Origin of the sequence: Planctobacterium marinum (genome assembly GCF_036322805.1) — a bacterium.
GTDB lineage: Bacteria > Pseudomonadota > Gammaproteobacteria > Enterobacterales > Alteromonadaceae > Planctobacterium > Planctobacterium marinum_A.
In genome coordinates, this window is record NZ_AP027272.1 from 4,118,852 (window position 1) to 4,143,662 (window position 24,811).

Annotated in this window: 17 protein-coding genes, 1 tRNA gene and 1 pseudogene; 11 read left to right on the forward strand and 8 right to left on the reverse strand. The window is 44.8% G+C overall.

What is annotated here, in order from left to right; all coding sequences use genetic code 11:
- The first annotated feature begins 34 nt into the window (after positions 1–34).
- From AABA75_RS18175 to AABA75_RS18190, 4 genes are all read left to right on the forward strand, one after another.
- Complete coding sequence (locus AABA75_RS18175) at positions 35–1,516, forward strand: hypothetical protein (protein WP_338294152.1); 1,482 nt, start codon at positions 35–37, stop codon at positions 1,514–1,516.
- A gap of 112 nt (positions 1,517–1,628) precedes the next feature.
- Entirely contained in the window at positions 1,629–2,636 is a 1,008-nt protein-coding gene (locus tag AABA75_RS18180; RefSeq protein WP_338294153.1) for a helix-turn-helix domain-containing protein, read from the forward strand.
- A gap of 392 nt (positions 2,637–3,028) precedes the next feature.
- Positions 3,029–4,813, forward strand: coding sequence for a parallel beta-helix domain-containing protein (locus AABA75_RS18185; protein WP_338294154.1), 1,785 nt, complete (start codon positions 3,029–3,031; stop codon positions 4,811–4,813).
- Between the two features lie 15 nt (positions 4,814–4,828).
- Positions 4,829–6,310, forward strand: coding sequence for an SO2930 family diheme c-type cytochrome (locus AABA75_RS18190; RefSeq protein ID WP_338294155.1), 1,482 nt, complete (start codon positions 4,829–4,831; stop codon positions 6,308–6,310).
- 74 nt (positions 6,311–6,384) lie between these two features.
- Here the strand turns inward: AABA75_RS18190 and AABA75_RS18195 are convergent, their stop codons facing one another.
- From AABA75_RS18195 to AABA75_RS18210, 4 genes are all read right to left on the reverse strand, one after another.
- Positions 6,385–7,353 carry a hypothetical protein gene (locus AABA75_RS18195; RefSeq protein WP_338294156.1) on the reverse strand — a complete coding sequence of 323 codons (969 nt, stop codon included), beginning with the start codon at positions 7,351–7,353 and terminating at the stop codon, positions 6,385–6,387.
- Positions 7,354–7,435: 82 nt separating this feature from the next.
- The gene (locus AABA75_RS18200; protein ID WP_338294157.1) at positions 7,436–7,918 is read right to left on the reverse strand and encodes a DUF1456 family protein; all 483 of its coding nucleotides are present in this window, start codon (positions 7,916–7,918) and stop codon (positions 7,436–7,438) included.
- Between the two features lie 91 nt (positions 7,919–8,009).
- Positions 8,010–8,342, reverse strand: a complete 333-nt coding sequence (locus AABA75_RS18205; RefSeq protein ID WP_338294158.1) for a DUF3392 family protein — start codon at positions 8,340–8,342, stop codon at positions 8,010–8,012.
- A 256-nt stretch (positions 8,343–8,598) separates the two neighbouring features.
- Positions 8,599–9,138, reverse strand: coding sequence for a DUF2726 domain-containing protein (locus AABA75_RS18210; RefSeq protein WP_338294159.1), 540 nt, complete (start codon positions 9,136–9,138; stop codon positions 8,599–8,601).
- A gap of 343 nt (positions 9,139–9,481) precedes the next feature.
- On the opposite strand from AABA75_RS18210, the gene AABA75_RS18215 reads away from it, so the two are divergent.
- The 3 genes from AABA75_RS18215 to AABA75_RS18225 all read left to right on the forward strand — a co-directional run bounded on the left by AABA75_RS18215 (position 9,482) and on the right by AABA75_RS18225 (position 12,930).
- Positions 9,482–11,743, forward strand: a complete 2,262-nt coding sequence (locus AABA75_RS18215; protein WP_338294885.1) for a xanthine dehydrogenase family protein molybdopterin-binding subunit — start codon at positions 9,482–9,484, stop codon at positions 11,741–11,743.
- A gap of 26 nt (positions 11,744–11,769) precedes the next feature.
- Positions 11,770–12,264, forward strand: coding sequence for a (2Fe-2S)-binding protein (locus AABA75_RS18220; RefSeq protein WP_338294160.1), 495 nt, complete (start codon positions 11,770–11,772; stop codon positions 12,262–12,264).
- 246 nt (positions 12,265–12,510) lie between these two features.
- Entirely contained in the window at positions 12,511–12,930 is a 420-nt protein-coding gene (locus AABA75_RS18225) for a hypothetical protein (protein WP_338294161.1), read from the forward strand.
- Between the two features lie 9 nt (positions 12,931–12,939).
- Here AABA75_RS18225 and AABA75_RS18230 read toward each other — a convergent pair whose 3' ends face one another.
- The 3 genes from AABA75_RS18230 to AABA75_RS18240 form a co-directional block, all read right to left on the reverse strand.
- Complete coding sequence (locus tag AABA75_RS18230) at positions 12,940–13,260, reverse strand: helix-turn-helix transcriptional regulator (protein WP_338294162.1); 321 nt, start codon at positions 13,258–13,260, stop codon at positions 12,940–12,942.
- 655 nt (positions 13,261–13,915) lie between these two features.
- A tRNA-Phe gene (locus AABA75_RS18235) sits at positions 13,916–13,991 on the reverse strand.
- 179 nt (positions 13,992–14,170) lie between these two features.
- Positions 14,171–14,443 (reverse strand): oxidative damage protection protein, encoded by a 273-nt coding sequence (locus AABA75_RS18240; protein WP_338294163.1) that lies wholly within the window; start codon positions 14,441–14,443, stop codon positions 14,171–14,173.
- Positions 14,444–14,605: 162 nt separating this feature from the next.
- Between AABA75_RS18240 and AABA75_RS21440 the strand changes: the two genes are divergently transcribed.
- From AABA75_RS21440 to AABA75_RS18255, 4 genes and pseudogenes are all read left to right on the forward strand, one after another.
- Complete coding sequence (locus tag AABA75_RS21440) at positions 14,606–15,220, forward strand: Tn7 transposase TnsA N-terminal domain-containing protein (protein WP_425325585.1); 615 nt, start codon at positions 14,606–14,608, stop codon at positions 15,218–15,220.
- Positions 15,220–17,070, forward strand: a complete 1,851-nt coding sequence (locus AABA75_RS18245; protein ID WP_338294164.1) for a Mu transposase C-terminal domain-containing protein — start codon at positions 15,220–15,222, stop codon at positions 17,068–17,070. The genes AABA75_RS21440 and AABA75_RS18245 overlap by 1 nt, the downstream gene beginning before the upstream one ends.
- Positions 17,067–18,056: a TniB family NTP-binding protein gene (locus AABA75_RS18250; RefSeq protein ID WP_338294165.1), complete on the forward strand. Its 990-nt coding sequence runs from the start codon at positions 17,067–17,069 to the stop codon at positions 18,054–18,056. The genes AABA75_RS18245 and AABA75_RS18250 overlap by 4 nt, the downstream gene beginning before the upstream one ends.
- A gap of 84 nt (positions 18,057–18,140) precedes the next feature.
- Positions 18,141–18,458, forward strand: a pseudogene (locus AABA75_RS18255) (hypothetical protein); the annotation flags it as partial.
- 64 nt (positions 18,459–18,522) lie between these two features.
- On the opposite strand, the gene AABA75_RS18260 reads toward AABA75_RS18255, so the two are convergent.
- Positions 18,523–24,810 carry a DEAD/DEAH box helicase gene (locus tag AABA75_RS18260; protein ID WP_338294166.1) on the reverse strand — a complete coding sequence of 2,096 codons (6,288 nt, stop codon included), beginning with the start codon at positions 24,808–24,810 and terminating at the stop codon, positions 18,523–18,525.
- Position 24,811: the final 1 nt, after the last annotated feature.

Consider the following 24,811-nt stretch of genomic DNA (forward strand, 5'->3'; position numbering starts at 1 on the left):
TCAGTTTTTGCACACCAAATAAAGGCTCTGATTGATGACGATATTACAAAAATTCCGCTTGTTCTTGTGTTTGCTACTGCCTGTGACCGCTTTGGCAGACGACTTATCAACGGCAAATTACAAACTCAAATTTTCTGCTAACGACCCCAAAACCATTGAAGTAGAAGCGAAGATATCGTTAAAAAATAACAAAATCCGGATGGCTTCTTGGGGGCACCCAGCGCTACCCCATGGTTGGGGTACGTTTGTTGATGAGCTAGTGGTTAAGGATGATAAAAACAACCTATTGCAAGCAACGCCGAATACCAAAGACGGCTGGGGTGCCTGGGTTGTAGAAGGCGAAGATGGCTTACCTTTAACCCTCAGTTATAAAGTGTCGCTAACTCAAGATGAATATGACTGGAACCCTGCAGGGGGACAGGACTCTAGACCAGCCGTTACTGAGAATGTCATTTTCCTGGTAACCAAAGCACTATTTATCTACTCACCCGGCTTAGGGCAATCCACCGTGGAAATGAATGTGCCAGAGAACTGGAAGATATCAGCGCCCTGGCGGAATAAACCGGGTGCGCCAGATACCTTTGAAGTGGATTCTTGGGTTAGCCTGGTGAACAACGCTTTAGTAGTGGGTGACCATTATGAGCGAGTTATACAAGACGGTGATATGGAAATAGTGTTGGCGGTGGACAATGCTCTGAGAGCGCATGTGGACTTGTTTCAGGAGGTCTTTCAAAGCCAGTTATCCAATTTTCGTAAAGTGTACGATGCCACGCCAAAAGTAAAATATTTAGTCACATTAAGAGGGGCTAATGAAGACGATGGGGAGTCTTTTAACAACAGTTTTAATCAGGTGATCATCGCTGAGAATCTGGAAAGACGCAAAATCGTCTGGGCCAATACCATGTCTCATGAACTATTCCATTACTGGAATGGCGATCATAGCAAACGCAGCGAGGATACTTATTGGTTCACGGAAGGGTTCACCGAATATTATTCAAGCCTGACCTTGTTTAGAACCGGCATCATTGAAGAGAGCTTGTATTTCAAAAAAGTGGAGAGATACCTGTCTCGATACCACATTACTATGAATATGAACCCCGAAGAGGCGGTTAGCTTAGTGCAGGCTGGACACCAAAAGCACAAAAACTGGCTGCAGGTCTACGGCGGCGGAGCAACGCTGGCGTTGGTATTAGATTTAAATATACGCCATGCAACCCAGGGCAAGAAAAGCCTTGATGATGTAATGCGCTTGCTCAACCAGCGCTTCAAACTACAGGGACTGCAATTCGAGATAAAAAATATTGCGCAAATCGTCTCTGAAGTCAGTGGCAAAGATTACCAGCCCTTCTTTAAAGATCATGTATTGGCAACCGGTCATAAACTGGATTTGGCAAAAGCCCTGTCTTTCGCTGGCCTGGAATTAGCACAATTTACCGACGAGTTTTACATCATTAAAACCCCGTTACCTACAGAAAACCAACAAAGTATTTATCAGGGTTGGACCAGCGACCTATAACCACTCCACCTGATAAAACAGGGCAGAGCCGCACAAAATAAAACGGTTTTGCCCTTTTTTCTGTGTTATAAAAAATCCAAATCAATAACAATAAAAAGCAGGACCAGGCATTATGCTGCTCACCGGATTTGGCTTAGGCCTGTTGGCTATCCTCCTGGTAATAATTACCCGTGATTTTTATAAGGTGCTTGCCGCCCGTGTCTTTTTGATATTGCTGATTGCCACAGCCGGGTTTTTATTGGATCGAATAGTGCCCGATGAATGGCGCTGGCTAACGGCAAGTCTCACCGGAGCATTGCCCGCCTTATTTTGGCTACTGTGCCAATATGTATTTGCTCGCCGACCTGATGTAAAAACCCTCTGGGGCGCACTGGCTTTTTACAGTTTTTTTGCGCCGATAGTGGCGCGTATATTTTCCATATCCAGCACAGATCAACTTTACCTGGTGGCTAAACAGATACCTGTCTACGTTGAATATGTGATCATGCTGCACGGAATCTGGGTGGTAGTGGTGAATTGGTCTGACGATCTAGTGGATTCCCGAAGAGAGCTTCGGGGCGCTTTTCTTTCAGTGGTTGGTGCGGCTCTGATTTGGGCCAGCTGGACCTTAAACTTTGGGTATGGTGAACGAAATTGGCTTCCAGCACTGATCAGTGTCGCCGCATTAATCGTGGCAATGATTCTGCTGAAAGGCAGAAAAGGCGTGCTACTTAGTACAGTCCCGGTAGTAGACAAAACAGCGCAGCAAGAAAAGAAGAAAAGCACCTCACAGCAAGAAATCGAAGCGGCTAAATTAACAGAAATCATGAACGCGGGTTTCTATCGCACTGAAAAGTTAACGCTGAGTATGCTCGCGCAAAAAATGCAACTACCGGAATACAAAACCCGCTCCCTGATAAACCAAACGCTGGGTTATCGCAATTTCAATGATTACATTAATCAGCTGCGTATAGCTGACGCCAGTAAACGATTAATAAGTGATCTCGAAGCCCCCATATTGAATGTCGCCCTGGATGTCGGCTATCGAACCTTAAGCTCCTTTAACCGTGCATTTAAAGAAATACAGGGGCTTAATCCAACTGATTATCGCGCTCAAAAATCTACTCAACAGACACAGTAATCACTCAGTTCAACAAGTTAAATTCAGAAAAATTACCAAGATGCTTTGCATCATTTAACTGTGCAAATTGTTGAATTTAACAAAAAGCTCAGCGCTAAATCCCCATCATAAAAACCTTCGGTATCTCCCATGCCTTATGGGCTTTAAAGAATTTGCACAGCTGTTTATTTTATTGCACATCGCTTTTCATCGCACAACCCCAGCCTTTTCTTTAACTTGGCTCGATGGTCGAAGTGTTAGTACTTGTTCTTCTCTTATGAAGCCACTGTTTTTTGGCGCACTGTTTTTTTGACATTGGGTCTCGCTTAGCAAGCACACAACGCGTTCAGACCATGTAGACATCCAACAATAACAATTCTGTAAAACGACTTTATGTGATGGAGAAACAACGCATGTTATCAAATGAGTTAAGAACGCGAAGCACTTTGTTTGCGGCTTTCACCGCCTGTGCACTCACCCTTGCAGGTTGCAGTGGTGATGATGGCGCCCAAGGCATTCCCGGTGAGCAAGGTCCTCAAGGACCACAAGGTATTCCCGGTTCGCCGGGCGTACCCGGCGCCCCAGGCACAGATGCCGGCAGCGGCGTATTTACCACCAGTAATTTTGAAATTCCAGCCGGCGCCATTTATGTAGCCGATGTTTATAACGATATTGCAGGCAGCGAACTGCAAGATGGTGCTGATATTACCGAAGCCTTGGTTACCGCCACATTTGGTTTAAGCGCGGGTGATACAGTGGTGCTACCCCAAGGACGTTTCCTGGTTAACGACAGCATTGTGCTGTTTGATGCAGAACGCATCACCCTTACCGGCTATGGAATTAATGAAACACAATTAGATTTTTCCAATAGCGTATCAGACGACGCCATCCGTTTTGAGGGCGGCAATACCATCACAGTGCGTGATTTCAGTGTTTATGAATCCCCCAAAAATGCCATTAAAGCCAGTAAGGTTGATGGTATTCACTTCAACTATACCGGCACCATTTGGGAAGGCCCATTAGAGGCAGACAATGGCGCTTATGGCGTTTATCCGGTGCAAAGCTCCAACGTAATTGTAGAAAATAACTATGCTTATGGCTCTGCGGATGCTGGTATTTACGTGGGCCAATCGGAACACATTGTGGTGCGCAACAATGTCGCTAAAAACAATGTGGCGGGCATCGAGATAGAAAACTCCTCTTATGCCGATGTATACAACAATGTAGCGATAGGCAATACCGGTGGCATATTGATATTTGATTTACCGGGCCTTGAAAAAGCCTATGGTAAAAACATCCGCGTTTTTAACAACCAAATGATTGCTAACAACGCCGAGAACGTCGGCAATGGCGCTGTGGGTATCGTACCGCCGGGCACAGGTGCGCTGATCTACGCCACATCCGATGTGGAGATGTACAACAACGTCTTTAAAGACAATCAAACCACGTCAATTGCCCTAACCAGCTATTTTGTGGGGGACTCAGACTTTGCCAAATACACACCTTCACCAACCTTCCCCGAGGGCGAGAACGGCTCTTATGTCGAGACGATGATCGACGGCTGGTCGCCCTACATCAAAAACATTTACGTGCACAATAATGAAATTGAACGTTCCGGCGCCAACCCTCGTGGTGCATTGCTGGAACAGGTGATTACGCCGTTATTACCCGATGTAAATATGATCACCGGCTTCACCGAGACCACGTCGTTGGCAGGCCTTGGCGTGATCTCCGACAGAGCAGGCGAAACCATGCCAGCCATTTTATACGATGGTGTTGGGGAGTTTGTTATTAGCCAGGGCATGATGGCAGACTTTGACCAAATTCTGGCCGTGATGAACCCGGATGCGCTTGCTGACGGGGTGAGTTATCAGCCCTACACCGCACAAGACGCAATCTGTGTTAACAACAACCTGGATACCAATTCTTTTGCCTCTTCACAAGAGTTTACCCAAACCAATATCGGTATGGTATTCGCAACGGACGAAACTGATCTCGTACCATTAATTACAAGTGGTTTATGGGACCCGACATCGGGCGACCTACCGCCACCGCTATTCATCACCGAAAACTTTCACGGCAATACCGCGCGTTTGTACTGCACTCAAACGCGATTGGAAGCGGCGGTAGCCACCTTTGACAACAAAGCTTTTGGTTGTAATGGCGATGATTTAGCCGATCCGGCCTGCTCCTTCTAAAGCGGTAAATCAATCATGAATGTAAAACTAATACAATTGACTGCCAGCATGATACTGCTGCTGGCTTTAGCGGGTTGCGGAGGCAGCGATTCCACTGCTACTCCCCTGGATAGCGACGGCGATGGTGTGCCTGATACATCAGACGCCTTCCCTCGTGATGCAACGGAAACCTCCAATCGGGATGGTGACGCAGTTGGTGATAACGCCGATGTATTTCCCGATGATCCTAATGAATGGGCGGATCAGGACAATGATGGCGTAGGGGATAACGGCGATGCCTTCCCTTATGATCCCAATGAAACCATGGACTCGGACGGCGATAGTGTTGGTGATAACAGCGATGCGTTTCCCGATGATCCCACAGAGTGGTATGACACTGATGGTGATGGCATTGGCGACAATCAGGACAACAACACCGGCTCAACGGGCGAATGTGCAAGCAACGGGAATGGTATCAACTGGGATGCACTAATGAACCACAATTGCACTCAATTGTCCGATTACAACTTGTTCCAGAATGCCCAAGACCCCACAGCGCAGCCCAATGGAAGCGGCATACTCTATGAGCTTTCAACAGCCTTGTTTACCGATTATGCCAGCAAGTATCGCTTCATCTTTTTGCCGGAAAACAGCAAGATGAATTATACCCAATCGGAAGTATTTAACTTTCCAGTGGGCACGGTGATCACCAAAACCTTCGCCATGCCCGCTGATACCAGTGAGCGCGATGGTGAGGAAACCATCATCGAGACTCGTTTGTTGATTCATCGCAGCGACGGCTGGGTAGCCTTACCTTACTATTGGGCTGATGACACAGACGCAACTTTAACTATTGCCGGAAAGCGGGTAGACAACATGCAGGTGACACACAAGGGTACTGACCTTGAGTTTACCTATGTGGTGCCCAAAGCCGCATCCTGCACCAGCTGTCACGCCAAATCCGATAGCGATAGCGCCGAGATAATTCCCATTGGCCCAAAAGCGCGTTTTCTGAACATGGATCACGAATACGCTTCCGGCATTCAAAACCAGCTGAGTTTCATGGCCGACAATGGTTTGTTAGAGGGATTGCCTGACTTCTCCGACATAGAAAACCCAATGGCCTTTAATGACTCGGTTGATGTGACTACACTGGAAGATGCTCAGATAATCGACTTAACCAAGGCCTACCTTGATGTTAACTGCGCCCATTGCCACCGCCAGGATGGCGCAGGTGCCGCAGGTGCCAGTGGTTTGCAGTTGGAATACCAAAGAGCCATTACAGACGATGTAACCAAGTTTGGTATTTGCAAGGTACCGGTGGCAGGTGGTCATCAAGACTACACCTACGACATTGTGCCCGGCAGTCCTGAAGAGTCGTATCTATTATTCAGGGTAAACACCACCGACCCCAGGCATAAAATGCCAGAGTTAGGCAGAGCCACCATTCACCAGGAAGGTGTGGACCTGGTGCGAGAGTGGATAACCCGAATGAACCACGCTGCCTGCCAGGGGTAAGAAGGGTTTAAAGCTGAAATCTAATCAAGACAGGCATATGAGGTTTTTGTATGCCTATTTTTTTAGTTACGTTATTAATTGTTTATCTCTAATTGCTCGTATTTTTCGCGAGCCTCTTTCAGCAATTCATTCCTATCGAATTTTTCTACAAGCTCTTCCATTTCATGAAAAATAAAGTTGCTTCCCATATGTTCCTTAGACACCAGGTAATAAACCGCAGCAGTAAACTCATCTTCAACCTTATAAAGGTCGGCTAAAGCTCTTGCTATAGCAGCATCATGTTCGCCTCTTTTGCTCTTTAACAAGCCCTCTTCATAAGTCTGAATTACTTTATCAACATAATTGGCACTGTTATAAAAATTTCCTAGCAATCTGGTGGCATAAATATCCCCTTCTGAGACAAGGGTTTCCCAATAATCTATATCATCTTGATATGCATGGGCAGCTATCCACTCTTCTTTCCCAACATAAACACCGCCTTCTTGTTCCGCTATTCGTAGGTCTTCCACGTGGATTCTGAGGTTGATATCCAGATAAAACGGCAGTAAGTCGGCCAGCTTATCTTCAGATAGAGGTAACCCTTTCATAAACTTACCAATTAAAACCAATTGCTCTATGGAATATCTATCAGCCCTTAAGCTTGAGCCATATAATGCGTTTAGCCTGTCTATCGCACTTAAGGCAAAGTCCAGTAACTCCTCGTCTGACATATCGGTTTTTTCAGGTTCTTTTTTAGGACCATAAAGCGCCAAAAATTCGCTTACATCCATAATTTCCCCCTGAACCGAAGGGTTTGCGCTAGTTCCCTCTTTAACCGTTTCGACTTTATCTGTGTTATTTATTGCGATCTCAGCATCATTGGAAACACTGTCCACCAAGAGCACATCACTAGCAATGCTTTCCATTGCGCTAACGTCAGCAGCGTTACTTTTCACCGAGACTTCAGCAGTTTCGTCGTAGCTAAACAATCGGAATACAATGAGAACAGTGGTCAAAATCACAACAGAAAGAACAACTAAAAAGCCTGTTTTTTTACTCATCATTTTAATTCCTTTAATTGAATCAAAGGGTCAGGTCCGCTGCCCCAAAACAGAAAAAAGTCTATCAGCGCACCAGCACTTTCTGTTAACTGGTTCTGGCATCAGGCCGATGTTTTTTCACCATACCCTGTAAAAAGTTACGCAATAACTGATCACCGCAGGCGCGATAACTGCGATGGTCAGGTTTTCTGAACAGCGCACTTAACTCACTTTTGCCGATTTTAAAATTCGCCAGTTGCAGGATCTTCATCATATCTTCTTGCTGGTAAGACTGAGCGATTTTAATCTTGCGCAGAATATCGTTGTTGCTGAGACGCTGACCGGCCATAAGCCCCGGCGCTGGACCACCTTCCTGCTTACCGCGATTTTTGACAATTAAACCATCGAGAAATAAACACAAGGTTTTATCCCGGCAAGGTAAAAAGCCGGACTCATCCTCTTTTTTCATCATGTTCATCAAATATTCTTCGTCCAGATCATGGTCCACCAGCTTAAAAACAGCGATGGTAGCCTTGTTATCCAGACTTAGGGCAAAGCGAAGACGGCGGAAAATGTCATTTAATAGCATGGGAAGTTAATAGTTGAAGTGATGTGCGGATAGTATACCTGATTACGCCGAGTTAATGGCGTAATCAGGCACAACAATCCAATTAACGGCATCAGGCCTGATGTTTACTTTCCGCAAGGCCGCCCAGTACAAAATAAACACCTATCACTATTACCGCAAACCAGCGCCGCTCAGGCAATTGCAAAGTATGATTAATTAATACTTCCCCATAATTAGCCAGAATGCTGTAGCCAACAGAACACAGCAGCACAAAAGCCAAAATACGCACAACATAGTGATAAGGCCGCATCAGCCTCTTAAGACTCTTATTAATATTATCGCCATAAAGCACCAACAACACCGCCACCCACGACGTCACAATGATGTTGCGATACGACCAAAACCAGTTGGATAGTTCAGAATTTAAAGACCAGAGCCAGTCCATTTAATGTCTCTTAGTTAAATGATTTTTCAATAGAGGATCTTAATGGAAAAGGAGGTGAGAGGGAAACAAAGGCCGTCATTGGTGAGCGTCAGGGATCAATTTCAGCTAGCCAGACCCTTTTGATCTAGCATGGGGATTTTCAAGCCTCTGAAAGCCCTTATATACCAGCTATCTATTTGTTTTTATTAAAATTTAATCCCTTTATATTACATTGTTATACATCGTGTTGATTTTTTTTGGGACACCTTTGGGACACCTACAAGAAGCTCAACATTGATTTAGTTTCAGATTCTGAATATGAGTTTTTACACTCAACCCTATGTAGCGTTAAACCAGCCATTTTAAACACAGAATTGACAAATAAGTCTCTTTCTTGTGATTGTTTTGAACGGTGAGAACTATCATCTAACTCAATAGCTACCAAAGGCTTGAAAGAATCTTTTTCACACAAAAGAAAGTCCACATGTTTAGATGATATTTTCCGCATAGAGGCGAAAGCGTCCTTATCTTTAGGTGTAAAGACGTCAAGTAATCTTACTTTAGAAAAGACCTTCACTTTTCCATCAATAACTGAATCAAGATGTTTGTAATACTGTATTTCAGCAGGGGTCAAGAGAGAATCATTTAAAGCATACTTATATTCACGAGATTGCTTTTCGACTTCTTCACTAGGAGACTGAAGGGTTTTAACAGCATCAATCAAACGCTTTTCCTTCTTAGACTTAATAGTTTCGGAAACCTTACGGATTAATATCACTACTAAGAATAGAAAAAAAAGAAAAATAATTAATTCCATAAAGCCCCCATAAAAACGGTTATTAAAATTACCAACAAATAAAACAATACAAGCAAACTGAGGTTATGCCAATAAAATCGGATAAGTTAACCCCCGTATTACAAAACGGGGGCTTTTCGCAAGCGGGCGGGCTGCAATGAACAGAGCCAAATTAATTGGTTGTTCAACGCTCAATAAATGGAGGCGCAGCCGTTTTATTTAAGTTAATCTCATATACCAAGAAGCAACCCAAAACCCCCCACCAATCCCCACAACTCCCATCCAGTTGACCCCCAGTCATTTAGCCTGATTCGGTCAGTGACCGATTATTGTCGTTTACTGACATCGAAGTCTGCAGAGAATCATCAGATGCTATAGGCACCATTTTCAATACAGGTGCAGATGCGTTCGAATGGAAAACTTTAATCTAAACCGACGCTGGTTTATCAAGTCATTAGCGGGTTCCGGTATGGCGTTAGCGGTGGTACCGCACTTACCCTTGCTGGCCGCTGAAGCGGAGAAGGCCGGATCTGATTGGTGTGTTTATGTCACCATCAACAAAGACAACAGTGTGCTGATGTCTTCTCCCGTTATGGATATGGGCCAGCACATGAAAACCACCGGGCCGATGATTTTGGCCGATGAAATGGACCTAGACTGGGATCTCATTGAGTTTACTAAAGACTGCCCTGCCTGGTTGAACAAAAACGATGAAGGGGCGGTAGGTTACCAGTATTCTGACATGGGTACCGGTGGCAGCCATGCAGTGCGCCGAAACTGGCAATACATGCGAGAAGCCGGGGCAACTGTGCGGCAGATGTTGGTCAAAGAGGCCGCCAGCCAATGGCGCTTGTCTGCTGCTCAAATGGCTAAGTTACAAACCAAAGCCAGTTACGTAATCAACCCCGAAACCGGTGCACGCCTGAGCTATGGCGCGCTAGCAGACAAAGCAGCCTTGCACACGGTTGATAAGAGCGAATTGCAGCTTAAAGACAAGTCGCAATATCACATAATGGGTAAAGACACCCGTACCATTGATTTAAAAGATATTGTTACCGGCCAGCCAACATTTGGCATTGATATGGATTACCCGGGTGCATTGCAGGCGGTAATTGCGCGGGCGCCGCAAATCGGTGCGGATATCAAAGCTTACGACAAACAAGTAGCGCTAAAAGTGCCGGGCGTAAAAGCCGTTGTTGAAATTCCCAGAATGATGGGTAAATACTGGAACGACGACGATAAACAAGAAGTCGCCAACGGCGTAGCCGTACTCGCTGATAACTTATGGGCCGCCATGAAAGCCAGGGATGCCTTAAACGTGCAATGGCATGTTAATGAGCATTATCAGGGGCAAGATTCCGAGCTGCAATCGCAACAGTTTAATGAGCTGGTAAACAGTGATAAAGCGGCCACTGAGCGCAAAAAATCCGGTGATGCCCGAGCCTGGCTCGCTAATAATCCCCACCTTGATCAGGTGTATGAAACCCCGTTATTTGCTCATGCTTGCATGGAGCCTTTCAACTGTATCGCCGATATCAGAGAAAACGACGCCACCATTGTGGTAGGCCATCAATTTCCTAATATCGTGGCCGAAGAAGTTGAGCAAAATACCGGAATAGATGCCCTGAAAGTTGAAGTGATCAGCAAGCGCATGGGCGGTGGTTTTGGACGCCGCTTTGAAAGAGACTTTGTGCGAGAAGCCATTTACCTGTCAAAAACCCTAAAACGCCCGGTAAAAGTGACCTGGACGCGAGAAGATGAAATCACCCATGATTATTTTGCACCTGCTTATGTGATGCGCATTATGGCTGGCAACAATAAAGAGGGTAAAACCACAGCCTGGTTGCATCGACAAGCGCAGACTCGTGGCGGTGCCAGAGATGATTGCTTTCCCAATCACCTGATCCCCAATTTTCAGTCGGAACACTTTACTGAGCTATCCAAGATCCCAACTGGCCCCTGGCGCGGTCCGGCACATCTGCAATGGACTTTTGCCTGCGAGTCCATGACCGACGAACTCGCCCTGGATGCTGGCATAGATCCTCTGCAGTATCGCCTTGAGATGCTGAAACCCCACAAAGAATATGCCTACGAGGGCTGGGGAGGAGACGTAATTGATTCGGGGCGCATGGCCAGGTGTTATGAAGAAGCCGCACGGCTGGCACAGTGGCATACGCCTCGTCCCAAAGGCCATGGCTTGGGGGTGGCGGGACACTTTACCTTTGGAAGCTATGCCGCCTTTGTGGTGGAAGTGAAGGTAGAGGATAACCATTTGAATATCGTTAACGCTTGGGGAGCCATTGATTGTGGTTTTGCCATTAACCCCAACCACATACGCAATCAGATGGAAGGGGGATTTATTGACGGATTAAACGCCACCCTGTTTAACAAGGTGAATGTGGTAAATGGTACAGTGCAGAATAATAATTTCGACACCCTGCCCTTTATGCGCATGCTGCACGCGCCGAGAGATATTCCGGTGAGCATCATTAGCAACGACTATCCACCAACAGGCGTAGGAGAGCCGCCTACCGCCCCCGCAGCAGCGGCATTGTGTAATGCCATTTTTGCCGCCAGTGGCAAACGCATTCGCAAGCTTCCCATTGCAGAGCAAATGTCTGTATAGCGCAACCAGATGGAAAAGAGAACAAGATGACTATTCAATTTACCCTTAACAACAAAGCGGTTTCTGTCTCGGAAGAACTAGCCGACATGCCACTTTTATGGTTTATAAGAGAAAACGCAGGACTAAAAGGCACCAAGTTTGGCTGTGGTATTGGCCAATGCGGAGCCTGCACCGTGCATTTTAATGGTGAGGCAACCCGTTCCTGTTTGCTGAAGATTGAGCACCTGAATGGCGCCCAAATAACTACTATCGAAGGTTTAGCAAACACCGATACGTTACACCCGGTACAGGAAGCCTGGATGCAGGTAGATGTGCCACAATGTGGTTATTGCCAGGCCGGGCAAATCATGGCAGCGGCGTCTTTGTTGCAGAAGAATCCCAATCCAGATGAATCCGATATAGATACTCACATGACCAATATCTGTCGCTGCGGCACTTACACCCGGATACGAAAAGCCATTCACCTGGCGGCTGATAAACTGGCAAAGCAGAACTTTGAGCTTGCCAAAGAAGTTAGTTAAATCTAAATAATCAAGGCTCCGGAATAAAGGGGTTTGTAACGTTATTATTGAAAGAGCAGTGTATCAGGAACACTGCTCCTTGCTCGCACAACTTAACTGTTGCTCACCTGATATTGTTAACCACTCATCTCAGCTGTGGTTGTAATCTTTTCCAAGACAGCCAATGCTTGCTCACCAATTTTAAAGCGTATAAAAAACAAGAATATGATATCGAAAATCAAATCACTCCCTAGCATCCTTTTATTAATGTTCGCATTTTCTGCAAATGCCACAGATTGCGATAATGCCTGCATGTTGCAGCAAGCAGAAAAGTACTTTCAGGCGCTGGATCGCGTTGCAAAACGAGGTTCTACACAGCAAGACATTGATAACTTAATTGCTCTGATGCACGACAGCGTTAAATATGAACACATCGAATACGGCGCTGATTTTGATAAAAAAGCCTGGGCAGAAGCCTTTGCCCGGCAGCTTAAAAAAGGCGCGTACCAGAACGGTCCCGAGAACGAAATTCGAATCTTAAACGTGATCTACGGCAAAACTCATGCAGCGGTGGAGTATTCCCATGGATTGCGCAAGGAAGACGGAACATGGCAGCCCGACATGAAGATGTTTGCCCTTTTCGGTTACACCGACAATAAAATTTCACTAATAAGAGAGTATTGGTAGCAATTTGGATTACCCAAACATTGAACGTTTGGGTAGCACATCATCCGCCGTTTCGTATAAATCGTACTGCATTTGATAATGAAGCCAGGCGCCGGCGCTAATATTGGTTACGGATTCCAACTTGCGAGCAAACTCAATCGATACTCTTACATGACCATTAATAAATCTTGAAAAATGCTTAGCTGAGATACCCATTAACTCTGCAATTTCAGGATGCTTTTTATCAGTTTTAGACAAACAACGTCTTTTAAATACGTCAGATGGTTTAGGCCGATACAAAGACTCTGAACGGTCTGTAGCGTCAGATTGAAAAACAAAACTCGGTGTCATGGCTCGTAAACCCTCAGATCAACGTTGTAGCAATCCCCTCGCCAAAAGTCGCACATCACGGCTCCGCAAGGTTCCACATTATTAACAGTTATGGTAACGGACCAGCGTTCTTTTGATTACATCAATATTATTGCACAACCAACAAGGTAAGATTAGCAGCACTCCCCGATTAGACGGATAAATTTGGATTCTGTTGGGACAAATTTGGGACACTTTGGCTATTTTGAGTATTTTGAAGGTTTGTATTGACTGTTACGCCATAGATTAAAAAGGGCAAAGTAGCTCAAGAGACGGACAAGATTGCAGGAGCAAATCTTGGACATCCGAAGGATGGTCGCGAAGCGATAAATTTCAGGGACGAAATTTACAATCGAACGGCGCAGGCGTGAGCGCTACTGCTCACCATTTCCCATCTTTCCTCGATATTGAAACAACCACCGGAGGCGGAGCAGCAATGCCGGGAGCATTGCTCAACATGCGTAGCATGGCCCGGAGGGCAAAATACAAGGATGTATTTTGTAATCGAACGGCGAAGCCGTGAGAGCTACTGGTCACCATTTCCCTTATCTCGTGTAAAAACAACACGGATCTAAGGCTTAATATTTAAATTTGAAAAATGGGAAATTTAGAAGCTTGATATAAGAGATAAGGGAAATGGTGCCCAGAGGCGGAATCGAACCACCGACACGGGGATTTTCAATCCCCTGCTCTACCGACTGAGCTATCTGGGCGTGCACCATCGAGAACTTGAATCGTTCTCTGAATCTGCAGTTTGTAACATGTCTGTCACTTGCTGCGGGTGCGTATTAAACGGATTTCGGCCCCCCAAGTCAACTCTTTTTTGTAAAAAAACAGAGTTTGTGTGCCGAGTGCCGATAAAAGCAGCGAAACGTCTACTTTTACGGCAAATTTAGCTCTTGGGCGGAGTATAACCTTCAATTGTTGGCTCTTTACCTTCAAATAAATAAGCCGTCATTTGCTGTTCCAGAAAAGAACGCGCGTTGGCATCCATCATATTGAGCTTGTGCTCGTTAATTAACATGGTTTGTTTCTTCTGCCATTCGCTAAAGGCTTCTTTACTAATGTTGTCGAAGATCTTCTTGCCCAGCTCACCGGGATAAAGCTGAAAATCCAGACCGGGGGCTTCTTTTTGCAGACGCTGACAAAATACGGTGCGACTCATAACGACTTCCTTTATTGATGTTGTTTAAAGCATAAAGTGTCACTTATTAAGCATAAAATGTCACTTTTAAGCATAAAATGTCACCTCCCTGAAAAACGATTGACAACACTCTTTATCCGTTTAATATTTAAACAGTGCTTGTATAACGATAACGATAACGATATGAAAAAGCGCAGTCTCACCAAATCTACTTGCAAAAATATACATAAATTTGCAAGTTCCAAGAATGATAGCACAGTCATTGTAGAATCTGGTCTGGAGTTTGACGCGTGCTTCCATTTTGAATTCAGCAACAATGTTAAATTTTTCGAATCACAGCCTCTTGGGTTCGAATACTACTATTTGAATAAGTGGCGAAGGTATACACCAGATTTTCTGGTTCATTTCACCGACAATACAAAACGATACTTTGAGGTTAAGCCCCTTAACAAAACTCTCTCTCCCGAATTTCAGTCCAAATTTAATGCCATACAACGTCAATCAAACGAAATTCAATTAGAGCTCATTACAGAGCCTGTGATACGCAAACTGCCACTTATTCAAAACCTGAAATTACTCCATAAATACTCGGAACTCGAACCGAACACAATGATCATGGAAAAAATTCGTTGGCTGAAACCAGGAGAGAAAGTTTCAATAATGCATATCTCTCGCACGCTGTGTATGGAGCTGTACACCATAATACCCCACATACTGAAACTCGTTGGCATGCATCAATTCAACATTGAGATGAGCAAACCTTTTAGCGGAGAAAGCAAAATTTGGAGGTTACTGTAATGAGCGATAATTCGTTTGAAATGCTTTTTTCCCAGACATATGATAACGAGCCTCTGGATAACAGTGAATGCTTTCCCGATAAGCATTCTGGATTAGAAGTCTATGATGATATATCAGCATTCCCTGAGGAAGTAAGAGACACTGCTATTTTTAGAATGAACTGGATTCACGAACTCTACAAAGCTGGCGTAACAAAGTTTTCCAAACAGGCAATCCAGAAGCAATATGAAAATGTTTACACAATCGTGCGCGGAGAACAACCAAGCATAAGATCTATCCAACGATGGCATGAGTCATACGTACGGTCAGACAGAAATATTAGGAGCCTTATTCCTAAATCTCACCTGCGAGGAAACTCTAAATCCAGGTTTTGCGACACGACAGAAAACTACATAAGCCAGGCTGTTCAGCGATACTTAGCAACAGAAAGGCCTTCCGTCAGCAAATGTTATGACTACCTTACATCTTTGATTTATAACCATAACAATGAAAACAACGCAACATGTCAACTGCCAAGTTATGTTGCATTCGCAACCAGGATTAAAAAGCTAAAACCAATAGCTGTAGTAGAGGCGAGAGAAGGGAAAGCCGCTGCTCAAAAGCAGTTCCGGACAGTGGGTAAAATGCTGGAGCAGTCAAGGGTACTTGAGAGGGTTGAAGTTGATCACACCCCGTTAGACCTATTTGTAATTGACGACGAAAGCGGAATTCCACTTGGCAGGCCTTATTTCACAGTTCTTATGGATTGCTATTCACGTTCGATAGTGGGCTTCTATCTTGGTTTTACACCTCCCAGTTATTTATCCGTAGCAGCAGCTCTAAAAAACGCAATTCTTCCTAAAGAATACATTAAGCATGTCTACCCTGAAATAAGGTCTTCGTGGCTTTGCCATGGAATACCTGAAAATCTGATTGTCGACAACGGAAAAGAATTCTGGTCCAAAGATTTTGAAAGAGCCTGCCAAAGCATAGGTACCAATATCTCTTATAACCCGGTAAAAAAGCCATGGCTTAAACCATCTGTGGAGAGATATTTTGGCACAGTAAACAATCACTTTTTGTCGCCCTTTGAAGGTAAGTCGTTTTCCAGTATTTATAAGCGCAAAGACTATAACCCAGAAAAAAATGCTTTAATCACTTTTAACACGTTAAATCTCGTTATACATAAGTGGGTGATTGATGTTTACCAAAACGCCCCGGACGCAAGGAGGACCAGAATTCCGAATCAGTCCTGGCTCCATGGTTCAAAAATGTTTGCGCCACGACCATATGAAAAACCAGAATCCCAACTGAACCTTACGCTTGGAAAACAAGACTATCGGCGACTAACACGTCTTGGCATTACACTTAATCACTTGCAATATTCAAACGATGAACTGATGAAACTGCGAGCCAGTCATCATCAGAATAAAAAAGTGCAATTGAAGTACTTCCCTGAAAATTTAGGGGAGATTTTTGTACTAAACCCACACACAAAAGAATATTTTAAAGTTCATGCTGTCGATTATTCTTACGCGTGGAATGTTAGCGAATTTCAGCACAATACGCATATTCGCTACGCTAAGAAGTATATTTCGGAAAAAGTGGATAATGCTGCGCTAGCCAGAGCAAAATTAGACATAGAGCAGTTAGTACGCGAATGCATCACAAGTCGTCAACATAAAATCACAGACAGGCGAAGAGCAGCCCGGTATCAGGATACATCGTCAACAAATATCCAAAAAGAAGAAACACGGATTGCCAATAATAATCCTTCGGCACCTTCCTGCAAATCCGAAAAACATAAAGTAGATGATTTCGACTGGAGTTTAAAAAATCAGGACCAACCAGGATGGAGTATTAACAAATGAATACTCAAAACAGCGTTGAAGAGCTGCAGAAGTTAAAAGAGGTAAAAGAGCTTTATATTGACTCGCCCCTGCTGAAAACAGTTAAATCAAAAATGCAGTCTTGCCTTATCAGTAAAGGACTCCCCCCACCAAAGTGCATGCTTATAACTGGTGACACCGGTGCTGGTAAGACCACACTTATCAAACAGTTTATTAAAGCCTACCCGTCAGATGATTCGGCAAACCGTTCCAAAATTCCTATTCTTCATACAACACTGCCAGAAAACGCCACGCCGAAAACAGCTTCCCAGCAACTCCTTTCTGATTTGGGCGATCCACTCTATTTTGATGGAAATGATCCTATATATTTTAGAAAAAAGATTGCTACATTACTAAAAGAAACCGACACACAGCTAATTTTCCTCGATGAATTTCAGCACATGATAGAGAGAAACACGGGTGACGTGATCAGTAGAACAACTGACTGGCTAAAACTGCTGATCGAGTTGACAGAAATTCCCATCATCCTCTCTGGAATGCCATATTGCGAGATGGTGTTAAGACATAACAGTCAGCTATCCGAAAGAGTATTTTACCGCATCACCCTTCCACCATTTCGGGTCAATGACCCAAAACAGAGGGAATATTATCTTATTTTCCTGACAATGATTGACAAAAACCTGCCATTTAAATTTGAAGCAACACTAACGGAGGGCTCTATGCCAAAAAGGCTGTACGCCTATTCAAACGGTAATATGAGAAAACTCAAGTCAATCATTTCTGAAGCTTCTGAAATTGCGATTTTCAATGATGATAAATCTTTAAAATTAGAGCACTTCAAAGAAGCGGCTGAGCCTGGAATAGATAACGAAAACTGCGCAACTCTCGCATTTCATGTTTCTGAAAACAAGCTAGCCATCAAAGAGCCCGGAGCAAACCCTGGCTGGGAAGATTTCTTAATCAGAAGAACTAAAGCTTCGGCACCACAGAAACTGGCCTTTGGTTAACCAAATTGTTTCGGTGTGATTAACAAGGAAACTTGACGGTCTAACTACCAAGCGATTTTAACGTAATCTGATTATCTCCAGCGATCACCAGAAGATGCAACGGCTGAAGAATTACGCCAGTTTCAGCTAGCAATGGCTGAGTCTGGCGTAACCAACACGACGATTAATTCCACCTTTTCAGGCTTACAATTTCTGTTCTGCAAAATGCTTGACCGCCCTGATGTCATGCTAAAAGTCAGCTCAGTACCTGTACCACGTAAATTGCCAACGATACTGAGTAAAACAGAAGTAAAGCGACTACTGGATGCGACTCATTGCGTATTAGGTATTACCCAATCACTTATTACGGCCATTAATATGCTCCGTAAAGTTTTGAGTTTCGACTTTGCAAACTGCTTGTAAAAATTAAATGTTTCTAAATTGATTGTTACACTTACTTTCCTCGGCCAAAGGGGCTCAAAAATTATCACTCAGAGAAACTTATAGTGAACCACGTCTGCCAATCCGCGCTGTTATATACTATTGCTCGGCCATAAGCTTCTCGAAGGCGCGCTTCCTGCTCATTTATACTGCGACGAAAGTCAAAGTTATGGAGCCCTCTGTCCAGATGAAGTTTCCAGTAACCCAACCCTTGGTCTAACACTATCGTGATTACTTTACCGCTCTGGAAATGTAAAGCCAGTGTTCGTCTGTGAGGAATCTGAGCTTTCTCTACCATGTTAAGCTGGACATCCTGAGAGCAGGCATGAGAAAGCCAGCCGCTAAAAATAGTTTCGTAATCATCCTGATAGATCCAGTCGTGATGAATGGCAAAGCCTTCTCTCGATCTGTGATTCACATCAAAGCAGGTGTTAACTTCGATACTGAGATTCTGATCCATTGCAAGCCCCGAGAGCAGCTCACTTAGCATTAACAGGCTTGATGGGCTCTGTACATATCGGTCGGTATAAACAACATTTTCCAAAGGCGAGTTAGATATTTCCTCTTTAAACCGCGACTCGTTTTCGCTCCAAAAGTGGATAAGCCGTTTTCCTAAGCCCACCAACGACCCATTTAACTCTTTCAGCGCAGGTATCTCCTGTACACCAAATTTTTGTGGTGGCTCAAGCTCAACTTTTTGTCCTTCTATTTGTGGGTAGCTCACAGTCTCAACCGAAATTTGCTCACTAACCAGCCAATGCTCGCCCGGTAGTGTGGTGAGCTCGTCAATGTTGGCAACGGTCAGGCAACGGTTGTCCTTGATCACCTGATATACAACGTTGTGGGCAACATCAGCCGCCACTACTTCAACGCCAATTCTGCCCAACTCTGCCAGGAATCGGTTTACCTCTTTATCAAGCTTTTTATTCGGAACAACGACTTGCACGGTAATTTCATCGCTTAGTAAGCTATGAAACTTGGCTTTGAAACGACCCGTTGCCATATCCCAGTCAGCCACTTGCCCGGAGAAAAAAAACCTCAAGGTATCTGGTTTTGACCTAACCACCTCACTTAGTTTTTCCTGAAGCGTGCTTGCTACATACGAAACAGGACAACCCCGTCCAAGTAGCTCATTAACCTCACTTGGCAGACTCAGATGATTCTGGATATTTTCCTGTAACCAGATCAGTGCCAGCTTTCTGTCTAACCGGTCAATATCATGACGTGAGTCGCTTTCTAACAAGCAAGAATGACAATACTTTTCACAATCATCGTTACAGGTGAGTACTTCGAAAACTGATTCCAAAAGGGGCTTAATGACGTGTTTTGCCGACGTAGCGAAACCCGCGCCACCACTTACTATATCGAAAAGTTGAACGACTTCAGCATTAGCACCACCGTCAATCAATGCAGGTCGAGTGCTATAGCCTACCTCACTGACAGATATACCGAGTTGGTCAACCAGGGTTTTTCGTAGTGCAACTGCTATGGTTGTCGCTATCGTTTTGTCATGCAGACAAGCTTTAGACTCAGGGTTTCGCAATATAAGCTCGAAGACGTCTGTTGTTGTGTTGTAACCAAGGTGGATTCCCTCCAAAATTTTGCCAGAAGCATCACACTCGGGTTTATCATCAGCGTTACGTTGAAAGCGATTTGGCATCGGAGGTCTATGCGGCTTATCGTACGTGAGAGACTGAGGCAGCTCTTCTGATAACGTCATAGATTCGGCCCTGCCACAGCCCAGACAAATTGCATACCCTGTTCCATTTACACCAGAACAGTAATGAAAAACATGTCCCTCGCTATCCGCCACCATATACCCAACTTCAGGATTTGGTAGCGGGATATGCTCGCTTTTTCCCATGACCCACGGCTTTTGAACTGGCACAAATTGTGTATGTGCGATGTTATTCGACGGCGGATGATAGAAGTCCACCACAAACCCTGTTGGCTCGATAACATTTCGCTGGTGTTTAAACTTTATTGGCTTTCCACACTTAGCATTAGTACAAACAAGGCCGCCTTGCTTGTTCAATTCCGTTTCATATCCCGTTTGCCCGCAACTGTCACACTTCCAGGCAATATCAAACTTCTGAGCGTCCTTTGCACCTTCAACATGCACATTCTGCCAATTCAATGTAATTCCGGCTGACTTATGCACTCTTCCATCCAGTACCAGCTCGGTTCCAGGTGCAAATTCCCGAATCGCAACCGCAAGGTTTCTGCTGGGCATTCCCCGACTCAATGATACGTTATCGTCTCTGGATTCATTGAAGTCTTTCTTGCGCTTGTGCTCTTTTTCACGCAAGAAATCTGTCAGTGAATACACCGATAAATTGACCACGTCGGTAGGAAATCCGTAACCAGGCAGAAAGCCCCTTGTTGCTAAATCCCGGAGCAGATACTCCCGACATAATCGTCGCAAATCCTTTTCAAGCTTGTGTTTATATAGTTCTGAGTCGGTACTGCTTAATTCCTTTTGAATGTACTGGTATTCGTCGAGCCAGCGTTTGGCTAACGCTACTACCTTGTCCCTGGCATCGTCACACAACTTCACTTCTGAACATGATGACAGCGATGTCCCTCTTACAAGTACATCGAACTCATTTTTCATCGCGGTACTTTTGGCGCTCAACCAGTCAATAAACCGCTCATAAATGGCTTTTTGCGATTCTAGTTTCAGATAAAACCATTCAAGGCTTAGAAATAGTTTTTCTTTCTGAGTTGTACCGATTTCTTCGCGTAAGAACTTACCTAACAAAAATGCGTTTACATGCCGCTGTACCAGTTTTGACGAACTAAACGTCACAGTCGGAGCAGGTATGGCGGTTACAAATGGCCATTTTGGGTGGTTAAACACAAATTGATCGTGCGGATTACTTTTACAAATGGTGTACCCGATGGCACGCGCCTCACTGGAGCGGCCTGCCCGACCCGCGCGCTGAAGATAATTGGCTGGGTGAGGTGGCACGTTGTTCATCACCACGGCAGATATTCCTCCAATATCCACGCCCATCTCCATCGTCGTGGAGCAGTTCAGCACATTTTTTCGGCCTTGCTTAAACCACTCTTCATAACGTTCCAGGTTTTCCGATGATTGTTGAGCCGAGTGCTCCGCATTTGTATAATAAAACCCTCCCTCAACGGCTCTGTCGTTAATATCTGTCCACAGGTTCAGCTCTCGTAACACTCGTACTTTGGCATCATTTGCCACTTTTTCCCTGACTTCGTCGATAAACGTAGAGACGTTGGTGCCTGTGTTAAACTCCCAAATTGAAGGTAAGTCTACTTTGTTACATTGGAAATCTTTGGCAGCTTTATTCCAGGGAATGTAGGGAGTGATACCCTTAAATACAGTATCAAGTAGTTTATTGGTTATCGGACAAATGTAGGCGTCAGTCAAGAGTGAAAATTGCACCGTATTTAAGCGCAACTGAAATCGCTTGTTCGATACATCAGAAATCGTACGTGAATCTATCAGTGCTTTCCATGCTGCCTTCAACCATGTATTGAGAATGTTTTCTTGCTTAGTACCAATTTGATCAAAGCCTGCTGCTTTGGCCAATAATGTGATAACTCTTTGTTGTCTAGCATTGCCAGTCCTCACTAGAGGCCATTTCTTGATGCGGTTTTCGTCCTCGTCCCTGGATTCTGGGTCGATTAGGAATTTGGGATAAAAGTGCATGCCTATCCATCGTGACCATTCGTCATTAACTGCGACAAATGTGTTCTCTCTGACATAAAAGTCCATACAGACCTTTAAGTAATCCTTCCAATCTTGCAAAGTCAGTTTATGTGCATCCCAGAATTCAGGGACTCTTTCTATCGACTCAATACCGGTGTAGACCAGTTTGATCAAACCCTGAGTCTCAATGTTGTTGCGAAATTTAGGACGCCTCGCGACTTCTCGGGTCAACAGCATTTCAGAAAGCTTTGTTGCGTCAGACCGTTCAAACACTTCTGGAGCAAGATAACGGTTTTCCAACGTCATAGACTGTGCAATATCGTTATCGCTTTTTACGATACTGATTAAATCGGGCCAGGCCATCGGTTTCGGCTGTAGTTTGTTTAGTACTCCTCCCTCTAGTGCCTCAATGTATTGTTCAAGGGCTTCAGCATCATCCGGCCTCTCAGTTTTTATACCTGGTAAACAAATCTTAAGAGTGTCAATCGACATTGATTGATATTCTCTTACCCTATCCAAAAGTTGGGGATCTAAATCCATCTTTTCTATGAGTGATTTGCGTAACTCTCGAATCAATACACCCCGGAAGTGAGAACGCTCCGCTTCCTGTTGCATACTCACTGATATTTTGGCCGTTCCTTGTCGGCTGTCAGTAAAAGTGATCAGGCGACGTCCTCGTCCAGGCAAAGAGTTGGGGCCTTCTTTGCTACTTGTTTTGTCATCTTGTTCAAAGTCCGGGCAATACTCTAATACGGTAGGAACCGCATTTGTCGCGTAAAAAGGCGCACCTAATAAGCATCTTCTGAGTGCTCTTCCATGTTGACCGCGACCTTTATGACCACAGCCAGAACATTGCTGTTGTGCTTCTTCATTAACAGCAAGTTCAATTTCGCCATCGCCAAACTTCATTTTCCCTGTTTTATCAAAGGTGACAGGCTGGTAGCCATGTTCTTCGTTTTCAGAATGACTGAATACGACAGGCTGTGACGTCCGAGTCAGGCTGTCTGCACTTATGTCGGAGAGATCGCTTGGATTATCTGCGTCTATTTCTCTTTCACCTTCGGTGAGAGAAAACTCATCTTCTTGCCGATTCACCCACTGCTGTAATGATGAATGATTATCATAGGCACCGAGTAAGTGAGGTTCGTTACATTCATCACAGAATGCGAGCTCTAAAACCGGAGCACCACATTCACAATGGACACTGTGCGTAGAGTAAACGGCCCCATACGGCCAATGTTCATCAAGCGGCGTTCTCTCTTTATATGCACAGTGCTTATCAATACAGGCCCATACCCCGTCCAGAGTGCGTTGAAAATAGTGCGCTCGGAGTTTTAAAAAGGCTTCATCCTGCCCGTTGTACGATGGTCGCGTGTTTGTGCAAATATCCAACCAGCGGTAAATCTCAGCCTCTGTTAAGTTGAATTCAGAGAGATCTTGCCTAATCTCTTCTATCGTTTTTGGAGGCGCATCTTGTTTAGTGAGAGCCCTTCTTAATGACATCGCAATGTCATTATTGACTAATGCATTGAAACGCAACTGGGAGACTGCCGCGTCACGCTTTTCTTTTTTTGAATCAGGAGCCTCACCTTCCGGCTCTATGGCTTCTATTTGCTCAAGCGAAAGTGTTTGAGAAGCGCTAGGTCTTAATTGAGGCACACGTCTGCGACCACCTATTACTTCAACCTGAGACTCCGAAATATTAGCAAGATTCGCCAGATAGCGTTTCAGGCTATTCTCGGCCTCAGCTCCCGCGATTGTTGCCGAGGTGGCAACAAAGCGGATATTTTCAGGCTCTACTTCGAAGGCCTGCATTACACGCCGTAATTGCAGCGCCAGCTCTGCAGCCTGCGAGCCAACATAGGTGTGAGCTTCATCCAGCACTATCCAGCGAAGTTTACCTTTTGACTGCTCAATAATAGGTGCATCCGCCTGCCGGATTAGCATGTATTCAAGCATGGTGCCATTGGTAACCAGTATCTGGGCCGGATCATCACGCAAGCCTTCCCTACTCATTACTTCCTGAGGGTTGGCTTGCTGCTGCTGTCGCTCTTTACTTTCTAAGTATTCGGGCGTCTTGCCATTAAACAGACAAAAACGTATGTCGCCGTTAAAGTGTTTCGTCCAAGCATTCAGACGTTCTCGCTGTGAATTTATCAGTGCGTTTAACGGATACAAAAAAAGCGCTCTCACCCCAGTCAAACGAGATTGCGCTCCTTGTGCTTCACGGTAAAGATCTTCTAAAACCGGGATCATGAAGCACTCAGTTTTACCCGATCCGGTACCACTGGTGATAATCCTGGACTGCGCCTGTTCGGCTAATAAATCCCTCCACGCCTTGCGCTGATGCTTGAACGGGTGCCATTCACGGTTAAACCGGTATCTGCCATTATCCTTTGAATCTAAGGCGTCAACCACGCCCTTTGAGAGTAAACCTGTCTCAACCAACTCCTGTAGTGATAAAGTGAGATCGCGCTCCCAGGCAAACATTTGTTCGAACACGGGTCCGTGAACAAACGCCTCATCGCCTTCCATTTTGGCACTAAGATGGTTTCGTAGCCTTGGGTTATTGATACCCAATACGCTCAGGGTTGCTTCCTTAGCCCGGGAATTCGCTTGCTGCTTTAATGTCGAAAAAAATCCTTTCATA